The organism is Streptomyces sp. NPDC040718 (genome assembly GCF_055593565.1).
The window spans coordinates 238,524-258,437 of sequence record NZ_JBVIXO010000001.1; the positions used below are offsets into that span (position 1 = coordinate 238,524).

At 73.1% G+C, this 19,914-nt stretch carries 19 protein-coding genes; 4 read left to right on the plus strand and 15 right to left on the minus strand.

Annotated features, from left to right (window positions below):
- Positions 1-98 precede the first annotated feature (98 nt).
- Complete coding sequence (locus ACZ597_RS01070) at positions 99-491, minus strand: cupin domain-containing protein (RefSeq protein WP_471323301.1); 393 nt, start codon at positions 489-491, stop codon at positions 99-101.
- 61 nt (positions 492-552) lie between these two features.
- Here ACZ597_RS01070 and ACZ597_RS01075 point away from each other — a divergent pair, with 61 nt between their 5' ends.
- Both ACZ597_RS01075 and ACZ597_RS01080 read left to right on the plus strand, forming a co-directional pair.
- Entirely contained in the window at positions 553-1,365 is an 813-nt protein-coding gene (locus tag ACZ597_RS01075; protein ID WP_471325050.1) for a GNAT family N-acetyltransferase, read from the plus strand.
- An 18-nt stretch (positions 1,366-1,383) separates the two neighbouring features.
- Entirely contained in the window at positions 1,384-1,938 is a 555-nt protein-coding gene (locus tag ACZ597_RS01080) for a DinB family protein (RefSeq protein WP_471323303.1), read from the plus strand.
- Positions 1,939-1,977: 39 nt separating this feature from the next.
- On the opposite strand, the gene ACZ597_RS01085 is transcribed toward ACZ597_RS01080, so the two are convergent.
- Entirely contained in the window at positions 1,978-2,712 is a 735-nt protein-coding gene (locus tag ACZ597_RS01085; protein ID WP_471325052.1) for a siderophore-interacting protein, read from the minus strand.
- 72 nt (positions 2,713-2,784) lie between these two features.
- On the opposite strand from ACZ597_RS01085, the gene ACZ597_RS01090 reads away from it, so the two are divergent.
- Positions 2,785-4,857, plus strand: coding sequence for a penicillin acylase family protein (locus ACZ597_RS01090; RefSeq protein ID WP_471323305.1), 2,073 nt, complete (start codon positions 2,785-2,787; stop codon positions 4,855-4,857).
- Positions 4,854-5,468: a GNAT family N-acetyltransferase gene (locus ACZ597_RS01095; RefSeq protein WP_471323307.1), complete on the plus strand. Its 615-nt coding sequence runs from the start codon at positions 4,854-4,856 to the stop codon at positions 5,466-5,468. Before ACZ597_RS01090 ends, ACZ597_RS01095 begins: the two co-directional genes overlap by 4 nt.
- Here ACZ597_RS01095 and ACZ597_RS01100 read toward each other — a convergent pair.
- From ACZ597_RS01100 to ACZ597_RS01160, 13 genes are all read right to left on the minus strand, one after another.
- The gene (locus ACZ597_RS01100) at positions 5,446-6,255 is read right to left on the minus strand and encodes an alpha/beta fold hydrolase (RefSeq protein ID WP_471323309.1); all 810 of its coding nucleotides are present in this window, start codon (positions 6,253-6,255) and stop codon (positions 5,446-5,448) included. The genes ACZ597_RS01095 and ACZ597_RS01100 overlap by 23 nt on opposite strands.
- A 68-nt stretch (positions 6,256-6,323) precedes the next feature.
- Complete coding sequence (locus ACZ597_RS01105) at positions 6,324-6,962, minus strand: isochorismatase family protein (protein WP_471323311.1); 639 nt, start codon at positions 6,960-6,962, stop codon at positions 6,324-6,326.
- 77 nt (positions 6,963-7,039) lie between these two features.
- Positions 7,040-8,032 carry a GlxA family transcriptional regulator gene (locus ACZ597_RS01110; RefSeq protein ID WP_471323313.1) on the minus strand — a complete coding sequence of 331 codons (993 nt, stop codon included), beginning with the start codon at positions 8,030-8,032 and terminating at the stop codon, positions 7,040-7,042.
- Positions 8,033-8,150: 118 nt separating this feature from the next.
- Positions 8,151-9,662 carry an Asp-tRNA(Asn)/Glu-tRNA(Gln) amidotransferase subunit GatB gene (gene gatB, locus ACZ597_RS01115; protein WP_471323316.1) on the minus strand — a complete coding sequence of 504 codons (1,512 nt, stop codon included), beginning with the start codon at positions 9,660-9,662 and terminating at the stop codon, positions 8,151-8,153.
- 16 nt (positions 9,663-9,678) lie between these two features.
- Positions 9,679-9,858, minus strand: coding sequence for a hypothetical protein (locus tag ACZ597_RS01120; RefSeq protein ID WP_471325055.1), 180 nt, complete (start codon positions 9,856-9,858; stop codon positions 9,679-9,681).
- Positions 9,859-9,920: 62 nt separating this feature from the next.
- Entirely contained in the window at positions 9,921-11,420 is a 1,500-nt protein-coding gene (gatA, locus tag ACZ597_RS01125; RefSeq protein ID WP_471323318.1) for an Asp-tRNA(Asn)/Glu-tRNA(Gln) amidotransferase subunit GatA, read from the minus strand.
- A gap of 5 nt (positions 11,421-11,425) precedes the next feature.
- Positions 11,426-11,722, minus strand: a complete 297-nt coding sequence (gatC, locus tag ACZ597_RS01130) for an Asp-tRNA(Asn)/Glu-tRNA(Gln) amidotransferase subunit GatC (RefSeq protein ID WP_007266718.1) — start codon at positions 11,720-11,722, stop codon at positions 11,426-11,428.
- A 127-nt stretch (positions 11,723-11,849) separates the two neighbouring features.
- On the minus strand, positions 11,850-14,045 hold the full coding sequence (locus ACZ597_RS01135) for a putative bifunctional diguanylate cyclase/phosphodiesterase (protein WP_471323321.1): 2,196 nt from the start codon (positions 14,043-14,045) through the stop codon (positions 11,850-11,852).
- Between the two features lie 383 nt (positions 14,046-14,428).
- A complete protein-coding gene (gene ligA, locus ACZ597_RS01140) occupies positions 14,429-16,639 on the minus strand; it encodes an NAD-dependent DNA ligase LigA (RefSeq protein ID WP_471323324.1) in 2,211 nt (736 codons plus the stop codon).
- Between the two features lie 31 nt (positions 16,640-16,670).
- Entirely contained in the window at positions 16,671-17,654 is a 984-nt protein-coding gene (locus tag ACZ597_RS01145; protein ID WP_471323327.1) for a methionine synthase, read from the minus strand.
- On the minus strand, positions 17,651-18,340 hold the full coding sequence (locus ACZ597_RS01150; RefSeq protein ID WP_471323330.1) for an SDR family oxidoreductase: 690 nt from the start codon (positions 18,338-18,340) through the stop codon (positions 17,651-17,653). The genes ACZ597_RS01145 and ACZ597_RS01150 overlap by 4 nt, the downstream gene beginning before the upstream one ends.
- A gap of 28 nt (positions 18,341-18,368) precedes the next feature.
- Entirely contained in the window at positions 18,369-18,713 is a 345-nt protein-coding gene (locus tag ACZ597_RS01155; protein WP_471323332.1) for a DUF1330 domain-containing protein, read from the minus strand.
- An 88-nt stretch (positions 18,714-18,801) separates the two neighbouring features.
- Entirely contained in the window at positions 18,802-19,806 is a 1,005-nt protein-coding gene (locus ACZ597_RS01160; protein WP_471323335.1) for a GlxA family transcriptional regulator, read from the minus strand.
- Positions 19,807-19,914: the final 108 nt, after the last annotated feature.

The following is a 19,914-nucleotide window of genomic DNA, read 5'->3' on the forward strand; positions in this document are numbered from 1 at the left end:
GTGGTCTACACCTCGATTGACACGATTCCAGCCTTTCGTGATCGTTGGCGGGTTTCGTGTGCATCGTCACAGGCTTGTGGCGGGATGCGGGACCTTGGTCACTGGCGCTCCGGGGCGGACGGCTCGTCGGCCCGGTAGCCGGGGAGCGAGGGCCAGCGGACGGTGAGGACCACCGTGTCCTCCTCCGCGTACCAGGAGTGGTCGACCCCGCGCCCCCACACCACGTAGTCCCCCTGCTCGGCGAGGACCACGGTGCGGCCGGGGAACTCCAGCCGGAACCGGCCGCTGATCAGCACCTGGAGGGCGGTGCGGCGCTCGCCGGTCACCCACCGGTCTCGTTCCTCGCCCTTGGGGTGGACCCCCCACTTGATCTCGACGTCCTCGCTGTGGCGGGGATCGCCGGCGTTCTTGAAGTGGCCGAGGAGCCAGCCCCGGTCGGCGGCGGCGTCGGGGGTGGCCTTGCCCGTGTAGATGGCCGAGTCGTCAGTCACGGGCCGAGGCTAATGCAGTTGTCCGCGCGGCCCCGCACCTGGTCAGCTGGCCCGCATGACGATGGGACTTGAAGAACTGCTGAAGGTGCGCGACCGCTACGACGCGGAGATGCGGCGCGACGCGCAGCCCGACGCCGCGCACGCGCGGGTGGAGCGGGCGGGCCGGGTCGTGCGCCAGACCGTGCAGGGGCTCGGCTGGAACGGTGTGCTCTGGTCGGACCTGGACGAGGGCACGGCGGACGCGGAGATCGCGGCGCAGGTGGCGTACTTCGAGGGGCGCGGGGAGGACGGGGGCGGGCCGGAGTTCGAGTGGAAGCTGTACTCCCACGACCGACCGGCGGACCTCGGGGACCGGCTGCTCGCGGCGGGGTTCGTACCGGAGCCCCCGGAGACACTGCTGGTGGCGCGGACGGCCGATCTCGCCGCCCTGCCGGTGGAGCCGCCGGAGGGGATCACCCTGCGGGTGGTCACGGACGAGGCCGGCGTGGACCTGATGATGGAGGTCCACCACCGGGCCTTCGGCACGGAACGGCCCCGGATCCGCGAGCAGATGCTCAGCCTGCTGCGGGACGAGCCGGACGCCGTTGAGGCCGTGCTGGCGATGGCCGGGGACGTCCCGGTGAGCGCGGCCCGGATGGAGATGCGCCCGGGCAGCGCCTTCGCCGGGCTGTGGGGCGGCGGCACCGCCCCGGAGTGGCGCGGCCGCGGCATCTACCGCCTGCTGGTGGCCCACCGCGCCCGTGTCGCGGCAGCCCGGAACATCCCCTACCTCCAGGTGGACGCCTCGGACGACAGCCGCCCGATCCTGGAGCGCCTGGGCTTCGGCGTGCTCGGCGTGACGACGCCTTACATCTGGCCCTCCCCGACGGCCTGACACGCGGGAGGATCCCCCATGGAGAACATGGAGAGCGCGGAGAGCATGGAGAACGCGCAGAGCAGGGAGAAGGCCGAACGCGTCGGGCCGCCGCTGACCGGCGGGGAGCGCGAAACGCTCCGGGCGTACCTCGACTACCACCGGGCCACCCTCGCCTGGAAGTGCGAGGGCCTCGGCGACGAGGAGCTGCGGCGGCAGGCGTCGCCGCCGTCCACCCTGTCCCTGCTGGGGCTGGTGCGGCACATGGCCGAGGTGGAGCGGCACTGGTTCCGGCGCACGGTCGGCGGCGCCGACGTACCGCACCTGTGGTCCGACGGCCACGACTTCCAGGCCGCGTACGACGCCACGACCGCCACCCGCGCCGAGGCCTTCGACGCGTGGGAGGCGGAGGTGGAGCACTCCCGCGCGGTCGAGGCCGCCGCCGGGTCCCTGGACGTGACGGCGTACGTCGCCAAGTGGGAGCAGGAGGCCTCGCTGCGCCTGGTGATGCTCCACATGATCCATGAGTACGCACGCCACAACGGCCACGCCGACTTCCTGCGCGAGGCCGTCGACGGCACGGTCGGCGCGTAGCCGGGGCGCGGCCGAAGCGCCGCCGGGCGCAGGACGGTCCTAGGCGGCGCGCCAGTAGCCCAGGCTGTTGACGCGCTGCTTCGGCAGGCCCAGGTCCTTCTTCAGGTATCCCGCCAGGTCCCGGGTGGTCGCCGTGTCGCAGGCCGGCCAGACGTACGCGGCGGCCGGGTCCGGGCCCAGCAGCTCCGGCAGTTCGGCCCGCACCCGTTCGGCCAGCGCCGAACCGCCGCGCGCCACCCGCCGGACCTCGTGCCGGCCCGGGTCGGCGCGTACGGGCAGGTCCGCGTCGGAGTCGTGCCGGGTCTCGAACCGGATGGTGGCCGGGGTGCTCGGGTAGGCGTCCAGCAGGGAGTTGACGGCCGGCAGGGAGGCCGGGCCGCCGATCACCAGCAGCCGCTCCGGCTCCGGGTCCGGCGCCGTGAAGCCGGTGCCCTGGACGGTGGCCTCCAGGGTGTCGCCCGGCGCGGCCGTGCGGGCCCACCGGCTCGCCAGCCCGTCGTGCAGGGCGAACTCGAAGGCGAAGGTGCCTGCCACCGGGTCGGGGTCCACCAGCGTGTAGGCCCGCTGGTGCGGACGGCTGCCGCCCTGGAACCAGACCCGGACCCACATGGTCGGGTGCGGCGAGGCGCCGGCGGCGGCCAGCAGCCCGCCGTCGCCGAAGCGGACGCGGCGGAAGTGCTCGGTGACCTCCTCCACCGCGGTGACCGTGAACGTGAAGTCCTTGCCGCGCAGCAGCTTGAGGACCACGCCCTCCCAGCCCTTGCCGACCGCCAGGTCCACCCCTCCCCCCGACACCCTTATAGTAAGGCGAGCCTAACCTAAGACGCCCGGGGAGACGTGAGCAGTGTGACTACAGAGCCCTACGAGGTCTACCGCGACAGCTGGGGCATCCCGCACCTGCGCGCCTCCGACCCGATCCGCCTCTCCTACGCGCAGGGCCGCGTCACCGCCCTCGACCGGGCCTGGCAGCTCGAGGTCGAACGGCACCGCGCACAGGGCTCCAGCGCCGCGTTCCTCGGCGCCGAGTGCGTCCCCTGGGACCGCTTCGCCCGCCAGGCCCGCCTCGACGACACCGCCCGCCGCTGCCACGAGGCCCTCGACCCCGAGACCGCCGCCTGGCTGCGCGCCTACGTCGACGGCGTCAACTCCGGGCTGGCCGAAGGCGCCGCCCGCGACGAGCGCTTCGCCCGCACCGGCCACACCCCCACCCCCTGGGAGCCCTGGGTCCCGCTGTCGGTCTGGATCGCCACCCACATCCTCTTCGCCGGGTTCGCCACGAAGCTCTGGCGCGAGCGCGTCGCCCGCGTCCTCGGCGACGGCGCCGCCACCCTCTTCGCCACCGACGGGCCCGGCACCGCCGGCAGCAACGGCTGGCTGGTCCCGGGCGACCGGACCACCACCGGCGCGGCGATCATCGCGGGCGACCCGCACCGGTTCATCGAGGACCCGGGCGTCTACCAGCAGATACGCCTCTCCTGCCCCGAGTACGACGTCCTCGGCCTGGCCGTCCCCGGCGTCCCCGGCCTCGCCCACTTCGGCCACACCGGCAGCGCCGCCTGGGCCATCACCAACGCCATGGCCGACTACCAGGACCTCTACGCCGAGCGCCTGCGCCCCGCCGGCGACGGCCTGGAGGCACTCGGCCCCGACGGCACCTGGGAGCCCGTCGCCCGGCACACCGAGACGATCGCCGTGGCCGGCGCCGCCGACGTCGAGGTGGAGGTCCTGGAGACCCCGCGCGGCCCGGTCGTCGTCCACGGCGACGCCGACGGCCTCGTCCCCGAAGGCGCCGACGCCCTCGCCCTGCGCTACCCGCCGCGGGTCCGCCGCGACCTGGGCTTCGCCGCACTGCCCGCCCTGCTCCGCGCCCGCACCGTCGCCGACGTCGACCGCGCCCTCGACGGCTGGGCCGAGCCGGTCAACGTCGTCCACGCCGCCGACTCCGAAGGCGGCCTGCTGCACCGCGTCGCCGGAGCCGTCCCGCTGCGCGACGGCGCGAACCGGCTCCGGCCGGTGCCCGCGTGGGACGCCCGGCACGCCTGGCAAGGCTGGGCGCCCACCCCCGCCGAACCGGTCCAGGGCTTCGCCGTCATGGCGAACGCGCGCGGGATCGCGTCCCCGCTCGGCGTGGAGTTCGCGCCCCCGCACCGCGCGGACCGGATCCGGGAGCTGCTCAGCGGCTCGGCCGACTGGTCCCCGAAGGCCATGGCCGACGTACACGGCGACACGTACCTGGCCTCCGCCGAACCGCTGCTCGCACTGCTGCCCACCCCCGACGTCCTCTCCCCCGCCGCCGCCGGGCTCCGCGAGCGGCTCCTCGCCTGGGACCGGCACATGGCGGCCGACAGCACCGACGCAGCCGCCTTCGCCGCCTTCCGGAGCGCGACCGTACGCCGCCTCAGCGCCGACCCCGTCTTCGCGGACCTGGCCCCGGCCCCCGTCGGCCCGGAGGTCTTCCACCCCTGGCTGTACCTCCTGCCCCGCGTCGGCTACGCCCTGGAGGGCCTGCTCACCACCACCCTCCTCCCCGGCCTCGACCGCGCCGCGCACGTGCGCGCGGCCCTGGAGGAGACGGCCGCGGCCGGCGCCCACGAGACCCCCTGGTCCCGGCTCCACCTCCTCGCACCCTGGTCGGCGCTGCCGGACCCGGACGCCGAGTGGCCGGGCCTGGGCGGCGACCACGACTGCGTCAACGCCACCTCCTCGGTGCCCGGCTTCACCGACCGCGCCGCCCGCGCGTCCGCGGCCCGCTACGTCTGGGACCTGGCCCGACGCGAGGACAGCCTCTGGGCCGTCCCCCTGGGCGCGGACGGCGTCGCCGGCTCCCCCCACCACCGCGACCAGCTCCCCCTCTGGGCGCGCTGCGAACTCGTCCCCGTCGTCACCGACTGGGCCCGCCTCACCAAGGAATCCGCATGATCACCGGCTCCGCCGCCTCCCCCGCGTCCACCCGTACGCCCGTCCACACCCAGCACGTCGAGGGCTTCGGGACGGTCACCATCACCCCCGTCGACCCCGCCGCCGACTCCGCGCTGATCCACTCCTGGGTCACCGAGGAGCGGGCGCGCTTCTGGGGCATGGCGGAGGCCAGCCGCGAACTGGTCCAGGAGATCTACGAGGACGTCGACCGCCGCACCACCCACCACGCGTTCATGGTCCACCGCGACGGCGAGCCCGCAGCGCTGTTCCAGACGTACGAGTGCGCCGAGGACCGGGTCAGCGAGTGCTACGACGTCCTGCCCGGGGACGTCGGCGTGCACCTGCTGGTCGGACCCAGCCACGGCGGGGTCCGGCACGGCTTCACGGGGGCCCTGATGGGCACCTTCATCGCGTACCTGTTCTCCGACCCCGCCACCCGCCGCGTCGTCGCCGAACCGGACGCCCGCAACGCCAAGGCCATCTCCCTGCTGGAGCGGACCGGCTTCGAGCTCGGCCCCGAGGTCGAACTGCCGGAGATCGACCTGCCGGAGGTCTACCTCCCGGCGAAGCCGGCCCGGCTGGCCTTCCTCAGCGCGCCGGACGCGCGCTGAGGAACTCCGTGACCAGGGCGGCCCATTGCGCCGGGCGCTCGGCGAACGGAAGGTGCCCCGTGGGCAGTTCCGCTCGCCGCGCGTCCGGCAGGGCGTCCGCCAGCTCCCGCTGGGCGGCCCGCGGCACGAGCCGGTCCCGGGTGGTCTCGACGACCAGGACCGGTACGCCGATCCCCGCGAGTTCCGGACGCAGGTCCGCCCCCTTGATCAGGGCGGCCTGGTCCCCGCTCCCGGGCGTCACCGTGGACGCGGTCCCCCGCACCGCGTCCTCCAGCTCCTCGGGACCCAGCGCCTCCAGCTGCTCCTCACCGAGGACGAGCGGTACGAGGAGCCGCGCGAGCAGCTCGTTCTCGCCGCGCCGGCCCAGCTCGGACCACAGCTCCGCCAGCAGCCCGAAGCCGTGGCCGGCCCGCGCGAAGCTCGCGGTGAGCACCAGCGCCGTGACCCGCTCGGGGTACCGGGTGGCGACCCGGACGGCCACGTTCCCGCCGAGCGAGTAGCCGAGTACGGCGAACCGCTCCAGCCCCTCGGCGTCCGCGGCGGCCACGAGCTGGTCGGCCAGCTCGTCGAGCTCCAGCGGCTCCTGCGACCTCGGGGTGTCCCCGGCGCCGGGGTAGTCGACGCCGACGACGCTGTGCCGGGCGGCGAGCGCGTCCAGCAGCGGCCCGAAGTTGGCTTCCACCGACCCGCCCGCCCCGTGGGCCAGCAGCAGGCCGGGGCCGCCGCTCTCGGTGCGGACGGTGCGGGCGTAGTCGGCCCGGCGGGCCCTGGTCGTGGTCGCGGACATGCGGATCCCCCGTTTCTTTCGGTAGCGGTCGCTACAGAAAGAAACCTACCCGATTTACCTAACGACCGCTACAGAAGGTCGTCCACCCCGGGCACCACCAGGCCGAAGAGGTCGGTGACCGCGGTCAGGGCGGCGGCCTGGAGGACTGCGGCGGGCAGGACGGCGCCGTCCGGGGCGGCCAGGGCCCGGGTGGCGGTGGCCTCGCCGACCACGGTGGGCCGGTAACCGCGGTAGAACGCACCCTCGGCGGTGAAGGTCACGCACATGTGCGTCATGAACCCGGCCAGCACCAGGCCCTTCCCACTGCCGACACCGAAGCCCAGGCCGGAGAGGACCTTCTCCAGCTCGGTGGCGTGGAAGGCGTTCGGGGCCTGCTTGACCACCACCGGCTCGCCCTCGGCCGGGGCGACCTCGTCGCTGATGGCGCCGATGCGGGTGCGGACGTCGTACGGAGTGCCCTCGCCGCCGTCGTTGACGATGTGGACCACCGGCGCACCTGCGGCGCGGGCGCGCTCCAGCAGCCGGGCGCCCGCCGCGAGCGCCTCCTCGGCACCCTCCAGGGCCATCACGCCGGCGCGATAGGTGTTCTGGAAGTCGATCATCACCAGAACGGAGTCCGCCAGCCGGGCCGGACGCCCCTCAAGCCCGTTCAGGTCGCGCAGGGTCGTGGACGCGGTGCTCGTGACCGTGTTCGCGTTCGTGCTCATGAAAAAACCTTTCAAAAAGGGATGAATCACAGCGAAGAGGGCATGGCGAAGCCACTCCTCCAACGGATCGGTGCGGGTCAGCCGGCCTGCGTGCGGAAGCGCCGGCGGTAGGCCGCCGGGGTCGTGGCGAGCTGTCGGCGGAAGGCCCGGTGCAGGGTCTCCGCCGACCCGAGACCCGCGGCCGCCGCGACCTGGTCGAGCGGGCTGTCGGTGGTCTCCAGCACGCGCCGGGCCACCTCGATGCGGGCCGCTTCGACGTAGGCGGCGGGACTGGTGCCGGTCTCCTGGGTGAAGACGCGGGCGAAGTGCCGCTCGCTCAGGCACATCCGGGCCGCGAGGGCCGGCGCGGACAGGTCCGCGTCGAGGTGGTCGGAGATCCACAGCCGCAGGTCGTCGATGTCCCGGCGGCCGGCGGCCGGACGGCTGAGCGGCACCGAGAACTGGCTCTGGCCGCCCTGCCGCTTGAGGTACATCACCAGCTGCCGGGCCACCGCCAGGGCGGTCTGCTCACCCTGGTCCTCCGCGACCAGGGCCAGCGCCAGGTCCAGACAGGCACTGATCCCCGCCCCGGTCCACAGCCGGCCGCGGTCGGTCCGTACGAAGATCGGATCCGGGTCGACCACGACCTCCGGATGCTCGGCCGCCAGCTGGGCGGCGGTCGACCAGTGGGTGGTCGCCGTCCGCCCGTCCAGCAGCCCGGCCGCCGCCAGCAGGTGCGCCCCCACGCACACCGACGCCACCCGCCGGGCGTGCGGGGCGGTCCCCCGCACCCACGCCACGACGGCGTCGTCGATCCGGGCGACCGGTCCGGCCTCGGTCATGTCGACCGCGCCGGGCACCAGCAGGGTGTCCACCCGCGCGCCGACCTCGTCGAAGGCGCGGTCGGCGAGCAGCCGCACCCCGGCCGAGGTCCGCACCGATCCGGCCGTGGGCCCCGCGAGGGTGACCTCGTAGCCGGCCCGCCCGTCGGTCTCCCGGTTGGCCAGGGCGAAGACCTCGGCCGGACCGGTGACGTCGAGGAGGTCGACATCGGGGAAGACCGCGATGACGACCCGGTGCGGAGTGGGCATGAACCCATCCTCACGCGGCCCCCGCATGGCGGCAATGACGATTCCCCGTCACATCCGGACACGGCGAAGGCCCCGCACCGGGATCCGGTGCGGGGCCTTCGTCAGGAATGCCCGGGGATCAGCCCTCGACGCCGAGGCGCTCCAGGATGAGCTCCTTGACGCGGGCCGCGTCGGCCTGGCCGCGGGTGGTCTTCATGACCGCGCCGACCAGGGCGCCGACGGCGGCGACCTTGCCGCCGCGGATCTTGTCCGCGATGGCCGCGTTGCCCGCGATGGCCTCGTCCACGGCCGCGCCGAGCGCGCCCTCGTCCGAGACGACCTTCAGGCCGCGCTTGTCGACGACCTCGTCCGGGGTGCCCTCGCCGCCGAGGACGCCCTCGATGACCTGGCGCGCCAGCTTGTCGTTCAGGTCGCCGGCCGCGACCAGGGCCGCGATCCGGGCCACCTGGGCCGGGGTGATCGGCAGCTCGTCGACCGAGACGCCCTTCTCGTTGGCGTTGCGCGCCAGCTCGCCCATCCACCACTTGCGGGCGGCGGTGGAGTCGGCGCCCTCCTCGATGGTGGCGACGATGGAGTCCACCGCGCCGGCGTTGAGGATCGACTGCATGTCGTGCTCGCTGACGCCCCACTCCTCGCGGAGGCGGTTGCGGCGCACGCGCGGCATCTCCGGCAGCCCGGCGCGCAGCTCCTCGACCCAGGCGCGGGCCGGGGCGACGGGGACCAGGTCCGGCTCGGGGAAGTAGCGGTAGTCCTCGGCGTTGTCCTTGATGCGGCCGGCCGTGGTGGAGCCGTCCTCCTCGTGGAAGTGCCGGGTCTCCTGCACGATCGAACCGCCCGACGAGAGCACCGCCGCGTGGCGCTGGATCTCGAAGCGGGCCGCGCGCTCGACGGAGCGCAGCGAGTTGACGTTCTTCGTCTCGCTGCGGGTGCCGAACTCGGACTCGGGGGTCGGGCGCAGCGACAGGTTGACGTCGCAGCGCATCTGGCCCTTGTCCATGCGGGCCTCGGAGACGCCGAGCGCCTTGATGACCTCGCGCAGCTCGGCGACGTACGCCTTGGCGACCTCGGGGGCCCGCTCGCCCGCGCCCTCGATCGGCTTGGTGACGATCTCGATGAGCGGGATGCCGGCGCGGTTGTAGTCCAGCAGGGAGTGGGACGCGCCGTGGATACGGCCGGTGGCACCGCCGACGTGCAGCGACTTGCCGGTGTCCTCCTCCATGTGGGCGCGCTCGATCTCCACGCGGAAGATCTCGCCGTCCTCCAGCTGGACGTCCAGGTAGCCGTTGAAGGCGATGGGCTCGTCGTACTGGGAGGTCTGGAAGTTCTTCGGCATGTCCGGATAGAAGTAGTTCTTCCGGGCGAAGCGGCACCACTCGGCGATCTCGCAGTTCAGCGCGAGACCGATCTTGATGGCGGACTCGACGCCGATCGCGTTGACGACCGGGAGCGAGCCGGGCAGACCGAGGCAGGTCGGGCAGGTCTGCGAGTTGGGCTCGGCGCCCAGCTCGGTGGAACAGCCGCAGAACATCTTGGTCTTGGTGCCGAGCTCGACATGGACCTCGAGGCCCATGACGGGGTCGTACGACGCGAGGGCGTCCTCGTACGACAGCAGTTCGGTGAAGGTGGTCACGGTGAAACTTTCCCTCTCAGCCCAGCAGGACGTCGTCGTCGCCGAGGCGCTTCAGCTCGCGGTACAGGATCGCGAGGCCGGTGACGATGGCGGCGGCGGATACGACGGCGTCGACGAGCTGCAGCGTGTCGTTGTCGGTGCGGGCCTTGCGGACCTGCTTGATCACGCTGATGGCACCGAAGGCGGTGGTGCCCATCGACAGGTACGTCCCGGTCCTGGACTTCTTGAAGCCCTTGGCCTTGGACAGTGCACTGGAACTCACAGCGACGGAGCCTCCTCAAGCAGCGGGTGGCCCCAGCGCTCGACGAAGGCGGCCTCGACGGCGGCACCGACCTTGTAAAGGCGGTCGTCCTTCATCGCCGGGGCGATGATCTGCAGACCGACCGGGAGACCGTCCTCCGGTGCCAGGCCGCAGGGCAGCGACATGGCGGAGTTGCCGGCCAGGTTGGTCGGGATGGTGCACAGGTCCGCGAGGTACATCGCCAGCGGGTCGTCGGTGCGCTCACCGATGGCGAAGGCGGTGGTCGGGGTCGTCGGGGAGACGATCACGTCGACCTGCTCGAAGGACTTCTCGAAGTCCTTGGTGATGAGCGTGCGGACCTTCTGGGCGGAGCCGTAGTACGCGTCGTAGTAGCCGGAGCTGAGCGCGTACGTACCGAGGATGATGCGGCGCTTGACCTCGTCGCCGAAGCCGGCCTCGCGGGTCAGGGCGGTGACGTCCTCGGCGGACTTCGTGCCGTCGTCGCCGACGCGCAGGCCGTAGCGCATGGCGTCGAAGCGGGCCAGGTTGGAGGAGGCCTCGGACGGCGCGATCAGGTAGTACGCGGCCATGGCGAGGTCGAAGGACGGGCAGTCCAGCTCGACGATCTCGGCACCGAGCTCCTTGAGGAGCTCCACCGACTCGTTGAAGCGCTGGACGACGCCGGCCTGGTAGCCCTCGCCGGCGAACTGCTTGACCACACCGACGCGCATGCCGGCGACGGAGCCGTTGCGGGCGGCCTCGACGACCGGCGGGACCGGGGCGTCGATGGAGGTGGAGTCGAGCGGGTCGTGGCCGGCGATGACCTCGTGGAGGAGGGCCGCGTCCAGGACCGTACGGGCGCACGGGCCGCCCTGGTCGAGGGAGGAGGAGAAGGCCACCATGCCGTAGCGGGAGACGCCGCCGTAGGTGGGCTTCACGCCGACGGTGCCGGTGACGGCGGCGGGCTGGCGAATGGAGCCGCCGGTGTCCGTGCCGATGGCGAGCGGCGCCTGGAAGGCGGCGAGCGCGGCCGCGGAACCGCCGCCGGAGCCGCCGGGGATCCGTGTGAGGTCCCAGGGGTTGCCGGTGGGGCCGTAGGCGCTGTTCTCGGTGGAGGACCCCATGGCGAACTCGTCCATGTTGGTCTTGCCGAGGATGACGACGCCGGCTTCCTTGAGCTTGCGCGTCAGGGTGGCGTCGTACGGCGGGATCCAGCCTTCGAGGATCTTCGAACCGACGGTGGTCGGGACCCCGACGGTGGTGAAGATGTCCTTGAGGGCGAGCGGGACGCCGGCCAGCGGGCCGAGCTTCTCGCCGGCCGCCCGCTTGGCGTCCACGGCGCGGGCCTGCTCCAGGGCGCCCTCGCGGTCGACGTACAGGAAGGCGTTGACCTTCTCGTCCGTCGCCTCGATGCGCGCGAGGTGGGCCTCGGTGACCTCGACGGCCGTGAGCTCGCCGGAGGCGATCTTCTCGGCGGTCTGGGCGGCCGTGAGCTTGATGATGTTGGTGTCAGCCATGGTGATTAGTCCTCCCCCAGGATCTGCGGCACCTTGAAACGCTGCTGCTCCTGGGCGGGAGCGCCGGAAAGCGCCTGCTCGGGGGTGAGCGAGGGACGGACCTCGTCCGCGCGCATGACGTTCGTCAGCGGCAGCGGGTGGGAGGTCGGCGGGACGTCTTGGTCGGCGACCTCGGAAACGCGGGCGACCGCGCCGATGATGTCGTCGAGCTGTCCGGCGAAGTGGTCGAGCTCTTCGCTCTTCAGTTCCAGACGTGCCAGCCGAGCGAGGTGGGCGACCTCCTCGCGCGTGATGCCAGGCATGCAGCGATCCTCTGGGGGTGAGTGTGTAGGTTTCGGCCCCAATCCTATGGGGCCGACCGCTGGACCTGGTAAACGGTTTGCCCGGCGCCTGCGGCACGGTGCGCGTGTACCGCTGCGCGGAGCGGCGTCAGGGGCCGGCCGGGGTTTCCGCGGCGGCGGCGAGTTCCGCCGTGATGTCGGCCGGGCGGCGCCAGCCGCGCTCGCCGCGGGCCAGCAGCCAGGCGGTGGCCTCCTGCGGGGGCATGGCGGCGGCGACCAGCCAGCCCTGGACCGCGTCGCAGCCCAGGTCCCGCAGGCGCTCCCAGGTCTCGTCGTCCTCGACGCCCTCGGCGACGACCAGCAGGCCCAGGGAGTGGGCCAGGTCGACCGTACAGCGGACGATCTCCGCGTCCTGGGCGTCCACCGCCAGGCGGGCGACGAACGAGCGGTCGATCTTCAGCTCGCTGACCGGCAGCCGGCGCAGGTGCACCAGCGAGGAGTAGCCGGTGCCGAAGTCGTCGAGGGACATCTTGACCCCGTGCCCGGTCAGCCCGGCCATGGTGTCGGCCGCCCGCTGCGGGTCCTCCAGCAGGACGTGTTCCGTTATCTCCAGCTGGAGACCGCTCGCCGGGACCCCGTGCCGGGCCAGCCGGGCGGCGACGGCTCCCGCGAAGCCGGGGGTGTGGACGTCGCGCGGCGAGACGTTGACGGCGACAGGGACCTTCAGGCCTTGTGCCCGCCACCGGGCGACCTGGGCGAGGGCCGTCTCCAGGACGTACTCCGTCAGGTGCGGCATCAGCCCGGAGGTCTCGGCGATCGCGATGAACTCGTCCGGGGAGACCCGCCCCCGCTCGGGGTGCACCCAGCGGACCAGCGCTTCCAGACCGGCCACCTGTCCGTCGAAGCGGACCTTCGGCTGGTAGTGGAGCTCCACCTCTCCGGCGTCGAGGGCCCGGCGGAGGTCGCCGAGGAGGCCGAGCCGGTCGGGGGTGTTGCTGTCGCGCTTGGACTCGTAGACCTCGACGCCCGTGCGGTCCCGCTTGGCCTGGTACATGGCCACGTCGGCGCGGCGCAGCAGGCCTTCCGCGTCGAGCGCGTGGTCGGGGAAGACGGCGAGGCCGGCGCTGGCCTCCAGGACCAGGGTGAGGCCGTCGAGGTCCAGGGGGGAGCTGAGCTCGGCGACCAGGCTGCGGGCGACGCGCTGGGCGCTGGTGGTGGAGTCGGTGGCGGGCAGGAGTACGGCGAACTCGTCGCCGCCGAGCCGGGCCGCCTCCGCGTCGGCCGGGAGCGCCTGGCGCAGCCGCTCGGCGATCTGGAGCAGCAGCCGGTCCCCCGCGAGGTGGCCGAGCGTGTCGTTGACGGCGCGGAAGCGGTCCAGGTCGATCAGCACGAGGGCCGACCGGGTGCCCTGGCGTTCGGCCTCGTCCAGGGCGGACCAGGCCCGCTCCAGCAGCCACTGCCGGTTCGGCAGGCCGGTCAGCGGATCGCGCAGTTGTTCCTCGGCGCGGGCCCGGGCGATCCACAGGGTGGAGTCGAGGGCGATGAGCGGTACGGCGAACAGCGGCAGCAGCACCGGCTGGGTGCTGGCGACCACGCAGATCAGCGGGGCGATGCCGAGCAGGGCCGCGGCGACCAGGGCCTGGCGCAGGATGGTCGCGCGGGCCACGGTGGGCAGCCCGCCGCCGCGCGGAGTGAGCGCGAACCACAGCAGGATCCGGGTGACCAGCAGGTAGGCGAGGGCGACGAGGACCACTTCGGGGGCGGCCGCGAGGTCCCAGTCCATGGGCAGCCACGGCTGCTCGACGCTCGGCGCGTCGCCGAAGGCCGCCAGTACGAGGGCCCCCGCGCCGATGCCGAGGATGTCGACGGAGCCGTGCAGCAGGCCTTGGCGCCAGCGCTGCCTGCGCGCGGCCCCGACGAGGGAGACCACCGCCAGGGACACGAGTCCGGCGGGGATCCAGCCGTAGAGGATGAGGACGCCGAGGGTGAGCGCCGCACCGGATCCGGTGCCGCCCCACCAGCGGTCGCGGCCCAGGGCGACGAGGTGGCCGACGATGATTCCGGTGAGCAGGGCGAGGCCCCACCCCACGGGGCCGCCGGGGAACAGCGCCTGACGGTCGGTCAGTGCGGAGGTGATGCCGGCGGCGAGCACCACGGCGGCGAAGCCGACGAGGGCGAGGGGCAGCACGGTGCGCCGCCGCTCCTGTCCCGCTCCGCCCGCTCCGGTGTCGAGGGCGCGGGTCTCCGGTGTCCTGGCACCCAGGACACCCGGCCGGCCCGCCCGCACGGGTGGGATCTCCCCGCCGGATTCAGGTGACGGGTCGGCGCTTTCGGTGGGTTTCATGCCCGTCCCTCTCACAGCCGGCGATGCCGATGTCACGCGATGGCCCCGATGTCATGCCATCACGGCTGAAAGCGCATCAGGCAGCCGCGCACGACAGGCGCACCCCACAACAGTAGGACGCGAGAGGCTCCCAGGGGCAGCGGTCGGCGGTGGTTGCCCGAATGCGGCCCAGCCATCCTCATCAGTACGGTATCCGCCGAACGGGTGAGTTTGGACCAGGACCCCCCCGTCACCCGTCCGATGATCCGACAGCTCATCGGCCCTCGACCAGCCGTGTACCGGCCGTTTACCACCGGGAACCGCGCCCGGCGTGCGCCCGCCCGTACGGCCGGGCGCCATGCATCCGTTCGCCTGCGCCGCCCCCTGGACGACTCCCGTACGGGTTACTGCCCGTCCCCGGCTCCGGCACCGCCCTCCAGCGGGAGCGCGGCCTCACGCGCGGCGTCGGGCCCCTGTTCGAGGAGCACCTCGAAGCCGGCGTCGTCGAGGACCGCGAGCTTGAGCTGTACGGCCTTGTCGTACTTCGAGCCGGGGTTGTCGCCGACGACGACGAAGGAGGTCTTCTTCGACACCGAGCCGGTGACCTTGGCCCCGCGGCTCTGCAGGGCCTCCTTGGCCCCGTCGCGGGTGTGGTTCCGCAGGGTGCCGGTGACGACCACGGTGAGGCCCTCCAGCGGGCGCGGCCCCTCCTCCTCGGCGGAACCTTCCTCCTCCATGCGCACGCCGGCCGCGCGCCACTTGCGCAGGATCTCCTGGTGCCAGTCGACGGCGAACCACTCCTTGAGGGAGGCGGCGATGATCGCCCCGACGCCCTCGGTTGCCGTCAGCTCCTCCTCGGTGGCCTGCTCGATGCGCTCGATGGAGCGGAACTCGCGGGCGAGGGCCTCCGCGGCGACGGGGCCCACGTGCCGGATCGACAGGCCGTTGATGATCCGGGCCAGCGGGCGCTCCTTGGCGGCCGCGATGTTCTCCAGCATGGCCAGGGCGTTCTTCTTCGGCTCGCCCTTCTGGTTGGCGAAGACCGTGACGATCTTCTCCTCGCCGGTCTTCGGGTCCCGTTTGGGCAGTCCGCTGTCCGGGTCCCGGACGTACGCCTTGATGGGGAGGATGTCCTCGATGGTGAGGTCGAAGAGGTCGCCCTCGTCCAGCAGCGGCGGCTGCGCCGGCTCCAGCGGTCCGGTGAGGGCGGCGGCCGCGACGATGCCGAAGTTCTCGATGTCCAGGCTCTGCCGGCCGGCGAGGTAGTAGATCCGCTCCCGCAGCTGCGCGGGGCAGGTCTGCCCGTTGGGGCACCGGACGTCGATGTCCCCCTCCTTCATCGGGCGCAGCTCCGTCCCGCACTCGGGGCACAGGGCGGGCATGACGAACTCGCGCTCGGTGCCGTCCCGCAGGTCCACCACCGGGCCGAGGATCTCGGGGATGACGTCGCCGGCCTTGCGCAGGACGACGGTGTCCCCGATGAGGACGCCCTTGGCCTTGACGACCTCCTGGTTGTGCAGGGTCGCGAACTCGACCTCGGAGCCGGCCACCGTCACCGGCTCGACCTGGGCGTACGGGGTGACGCGCCCGGTGCGGCCGACGCCGACCTTGATGTCGACGAGCTTGGTGTTGACCTCTTCGGGGGCGTACTTCCAGGCGATGGCCCAGCGGGGGGCGCGGGCGGTGGAGCCGAGGCGGCCCTGGAGGGCGATCTCGTCGAGCTTGACGACGACGCCGTCGATCTCGTGCTCCACGGAGTGCCGGTTCTCGCCGAAGCGGGCGATGAACGCGCGCACCTCGGCGAGGGAGGAGACGACCTCGTTGTGCCGGGCGGTGGGCAGGCCCCATTCGCGCAGCAGCTCGTACGCCTGCGACTGGCGCTCGATCTCGAAGCCCTCGCGGGCGCCGATGCCGTGCACCACCATGTGCAGCGGGCGGGTCGCGGTGACCTTGGGGTCCTTCTGGCGCAGCGAACCGGCCGCCGCGTTGCGCGGGTTGGCGAAGGGCTTGCCCTCGGCCTCGACCAGCCGGGCGTTGAGCTCCTCGAACTTCTCCATCGGGAAGTACACCTCGCCGCGGATCTCGACGAGGGCCGGGACCCGGTCCCCCTTGAGGCGGTCCGGGATCTCGGCGATGGTGCGGACGTTGGGCGTGATGTCCTCGCCGGTGCGGCCGTCGCCGCGGGTGGCGGCGCGGGTGAGGCGGCCGTTCTCGTAGGTGAGGTTGACGGCGAGGCCGTCCACCTTGAGCTCGCACAGGTAGTGGTAGTCCGGGGTGTTCACGTCCCGGGCCACCCGGTCGGCCCAGGCGGACAGCTCCTCGTCGTCGAAGGCGTTGTCGAGGGAGAGCATCCGCTCGCGGTGCTCCACGGAGGCGAAGTCCGTCTCGTACGCCCCGGCCACCTTCTGGGTGGGCGAGTCGGGCGTGCGCAGCTCGGGGTACTGCTCCTCCAGGGCCTCCAGGGAGCGCAGCAGCTGGTCGAACTCGGCGTCGCTGACGACCGGCTGGTCGTTCACGTAGTACCGGAAGCGGTGCTCCTCGACCTGCTCGGCGAGCAGCTGGTGCTGCTCGCGCGCCGCCGTCGGTACTGCCGTGTCCTGCTGTTCGGCTGCCATGCCGTGTCCTCCCGTGGCCCGTGCTCGACCGTCACTCAGGGTTGTCGGCGAGCGACCTCGCCGCCCTGACGCAATGGGCCTGCGCCGCGCGGGCGTACGCGGGCGAGGCACCCGCCAGACCGCACGACGGGGTGACCACGACGGACTCGGCGAGAGTCCCCGGGGCCAGTCCCAGCCTGCGCCAGAGCTTCCTGACACCCATGACGCTACCGCCCGGGTCCGACAACGGGGCATCGGTGCCCGGCACCACTCCGGCGAAGAGTTTCAGGCCGCTTTCGACGGCTTCGCCGATGGCGTCGTCCTCGCGCTCGGTGAGCAGGGAGAAATCGAACGAGACGCCCGTGGCGCCGGCCCGGTGCAGCAGTGCGAAGGGGACCTCGGGCGCGCAGGAGTGCACGACGACCTCCCCGTCGTGGACGGCGAAGAGGTCGCGCAGGGTGCTCTCGACCACCTGCCGGTCGACGGCCCGGTAGGTGCGGTAGCCGCTGGCGGAGCGCACCCGGCCGCGCAGGACGGCGGTGAGCGAGGGCTCGTCGTACTGGAGCACGATCTCGGCGCCGGGGACGCGCTTGCGTACGTCGGCGAGGTGGTCGCGCAGGCCCTCGGCGAGGGATCCGGCCAGGTCGCGGCAGGCTCCGGCGTCCTGGAGGACGGCTTCGCCTCCGTGCAGTTCGAGCGCGGTGGCGAGCGTCCACGGTCCGACGGCCTGGACCTTGAGCTTGCCGGTGTGGCCCTGGGTGAACTCCTCCAGGGCGTCGAGGTCCTCGCCCAGCCAGGAGCGGGCGCGGCGGGTGTCGCGGCCGGGGCGGTCGCTGACCCGCCAGCCGCTGGGCTCGACGTGGGCGTACATGTCGACGAGCAGCCCCAGGGAGCGGCCGATCATGTCGGCGCCGGGCCCGCGGGCGGGCAGCTCGGGCAGGTACGGGAAGTCCTCGAAGGAGCCCGTCGCGGTCTTGGCGGCCTCGCGGGCGTCGCCGCCGGGCAGCGAGCCGACGCCGGTGGCGCTCGCGGTCATCGGCCGGGCCTGACGGACAGGTCGTTGACCTCGGCGTCGCGCGGCAGGTCGACGGCCATGACGATGGTCGTCGCCACGGACTCGGGGTCGATCCAGCGCTCGGGGTCGTACTCCTTGCCCTCCTGCGAGTGCACCTTGGCCTGCATGGGGCTGGCGGTGCGGCCCGGGTAGACGGAGGTGACGCGGATGCCGTTGGCCTTCTCCTCGGCGCGCAGGGAGTCGGCGAGGGCCTTCAGGCCGTGCTTGGAGGCGGCGTACGCGCCCCACTCGGCGTGGGCGGTGAGGCCGGCGCCGGAGTTCACGAAGACGATGGTGGCCTTGGAGGCGCGCAGGGTGGGCAGCAGCAGCCGGGTGACCTCGGCGGGGGCGATGAGGTTGACGTTGAGCTGCTGGTGCCAGGTCTTGGGGCGGAGCTCGCCGACGGGTCCGAGGTCGACGATGCCGGCGATGTGGAGCAGGGAGTCGATCCGCTCGGGCACGGGCTGCTTGGAGAACGCCCACGACAGCCGGTCGGGGTCCGCGAGGTCGCCCACGAGGGTCCGCGCGCCCGGGTAACGCTCGACAAGCTGCCGGGCGCGGGCGGCGTCGCGGGCGAGCAGGACGAGGTCGTCGCCGCGGGCGTGCAGGCGGGCGGCGACGGCGGCGCCGATGCCGGAACCGGCACCGGTGATCAGGTGAGTAGGCATACCGCCATGCTCGCATCCGCCCGGCGGGTCAGAGTCCCGCGGCCTCGCGGAGCGCCGCGGCCCGTCCGGTGGCGTCGTAGCCGGCGGGGACGCCCTCGGCCAGGAAGGCGGTGCCGGGGATGTGGTCGGTGCGCAGCGGGAGGATGGCCTGGTACGCGTCGGAGGCGTACCAGGCGCGGGCCCGCTCGATGTCGGGGAAGCCGATGATGACGACGGTGCCGGGGAAGGGGCCTTCGAGGACCTCGACCTCCTTGCCGTGGACGAGGAAGCGGCCGCCGAAGGGGTCCATGGTCGCCTGGATCTCCTCGATGTAGCGCAGGACGTCCTCGTTGACCGTCGGCCGGTGCAGGTGGGCGATGGCGTACGCGGTCATGTGGGCCTCCCCTGTCGGTGCGCCGGGCGGTCCCGGCCGTTGCTCCGATGCTGTCAGCGGGGGTCGGCGGTGGCGATTACCCCGGAGGTCATGCCCGGGCGGCGGGCCGGAAGGTGCGGCGGTAGGCGATCGGGGAGACGCCGATGGACGCCCGCATGTGCTGGCGCAGGGAGTTGGCGGTGCCGAAGCCGGAGCGGTGCGCGACCAGGTCGACGGGGAGGTCGCTGGATTCCAGCAGGTGGCGGGCGATCTCCAGGCGCTGGGCGGTGAGCCACTGGACGGGGGTCATGCCGACCTCGTCGCGGAACCGCCGGGTGAAGGTGCGCAGGCTCATCCGGGCGTGGTCGGCGAGTTCGGCGAGGGAGATCGGCTCGCCGAGGCGTTCCAGGGCCCAGGCGCGGGTGGCGGTGGTGGTGGCGACGGTGGGCTCGGGCACCGGCCGGTCGATGAACTGTGCCTGGCCGCCGTCGCGCCAGGGCGGTACGACGCACATGCGGGCGGCCCGGTTGGTGACGGCGGCGCCGTGGTCGCGGCGGATCAGGTGGAGGCAGAGGTCGACGCCGGCGGAGACCCCGGCGGAGGTCAGCACGTCGCCGTCGTCGACGAAGAGGACCTCTTCGTCGACGCGGACGCGGGGGTAGGCCCGGCGGAACTCGGGGGCGAGGTTCCAGTGGGTGGTGGCGGGCCGGCCGTCGAGGAGTCCGGCGGCGGCGAGCACGTACGAGCCGGAGCAGATGGAGACCAGGCGGGTGCCGGGCCGGATGCCGGCGATGGCGGCGGCCACCGCGGGCGGCAGCGGGCCGCCGAGCGCGAGCTCGGGCATGGCGTGGGTGGGCGGGACGATCACCGTGTCGGCGGTGGCGAGGGCCTCGGGGCCGGCGGCGGGCTGGAGGCTGAAGCCGGAGTCGCTGGGGACGGGCTCGCCGTCGACGGTGCAGACGACGACCTCGTACAGGGGTTCGCCGGCCTCGTCCACGGCCTGGCCGAAGACGCGCGAGGGGATGCCCAGCTCGAAGGGCGGGAAGCCGGGGAGGGCGAGCACCGCGATCAGGTGCCTGCCGTGGGGGCCGCTTCCGTCCGGGTACGTGCTCATGGCCAGATCCTGTCACATGGTGGCCGGACGGCCAATACCACGGTGGTGTGCGATGCCCGAATCTGAGTGATGTCGCCGGGCAGCGCCCGGAAAAGTACGGAATCAGTC

What these genes read in the sequence shown, in the direction of transcription:
- ACZ597_RS01110 (WP_471323313.1), bottom strand. Translation starts at nt 8,032, where the DNA reads ATGCCCACTCCGCACCGGGTCGTCATCGCGGTCTTCCCCGATGTCGAC.
- ACZ597_RS01080 (WP_471323303.1), top strand. Translation starts at nt 1,384, where the DNA reads ATGGAGAACATGGAGAGCGCGGAGAGCATGGAGAACGCGCAGAGCAGG.
- ACZ597_RS01100 (WP_471323309.1), bottom strand. Translation starts at nt 6,255, where the DNA reads ATGTCCGCGACCACGACCAGGGCCCGCCGGGCCGACTACGCCCGCACC.
- ACZ597_RS01095 (WP_471323307.1), top strand. Translation starts at nt 4,854, where the DNA reads ATGATCACCGGCTCCGCCGCCTCCCCCGCGTCCACCCGTACGCCCGTC.
- ligA (WP_471323324.1), bottom strand. Translation starts at nt 16,639, where the DNA reads ATGGCAGCCGAACAGCAGGACACGGCAGTACCGACGGCGGCGCGCGAG.
- ACZ597_RS01105 (WP_471323311.1), bottom strand. Translation starts at nt 6,962, where the DNA reads ATGAGCACGAACGCGAACACGGTCACGAGCACCGCGTCCACGACCCTG.
- ACZ597_RS01120 (WP_471325055.1), bottom strand. Translation starts at nt 9,858, where the DNA reads ATGGGCACCACCGCCTTCGGTGCCATCAGCGTGATCAAGCAGGTCCGC.
- ACZ597_RS01135 (WP_471323321.1), bottom strand. Translation starts at nt 14,045, where the DNA reads ATGAAACCCACCGAAAGCGCCGACCCGTCACCTGAATCCGGCGGGGAG.
- gatA (WP_471323318.1), bottom strand. Translation starts at nt 11,420, where the DNA reads ATGGCTGACACCAACATCATCAAGCTCACGGCCGCCCAGACCGCCGAG.
- ACZ597_RS01075 (WP_471325050.1), top strand. Translation starts at nt 553, where the DNA reads ATGGGACTTGAAGAACTGCTGAAGGTGCGCGACCGCTACGACGCGGAG.
- gatC (WP_007266718.1), bottom strand. Translation starts at nt 11,722, where the DNA reads ATGCCTGGCATCACGCGCGAGGAGGTCGCCCACCTCGCTCGGCTGGCA.
- ACZ597_RS01160 (WP_471323335.1), bottom strand. Translation starts at nt 19,806, where the DNA reads ATGAGCACGTACCCGGACGGAAGCGGCCCCCACGGCAGGCACCTGATC.
- ACZ597_RS01150 (WP_471323330.1), bottom strand. Translation starts at nt 18,340, where the DNA reads ATGCCTACTCACCTGATCACCGGTGCCGGTTCCGGCATCGGCGCCGCC.
- ACZ597_RS01155 (WP_471323332.1), bottom strand. Translation starts at nt 18,713, where the DNA reads ATGACCGCGTACGCCATCGCCCACCTGCACCGGCCGACGGTCAACGAG.
- ACZ597_RS01145 (WP_471323327.1), bottom strand. Translation starts at nt 17,654, where the DNA reads ATGACCGCGAGCGCCACCGGCGTCGGCTCGCTGCCCGGCGGCGACGCC.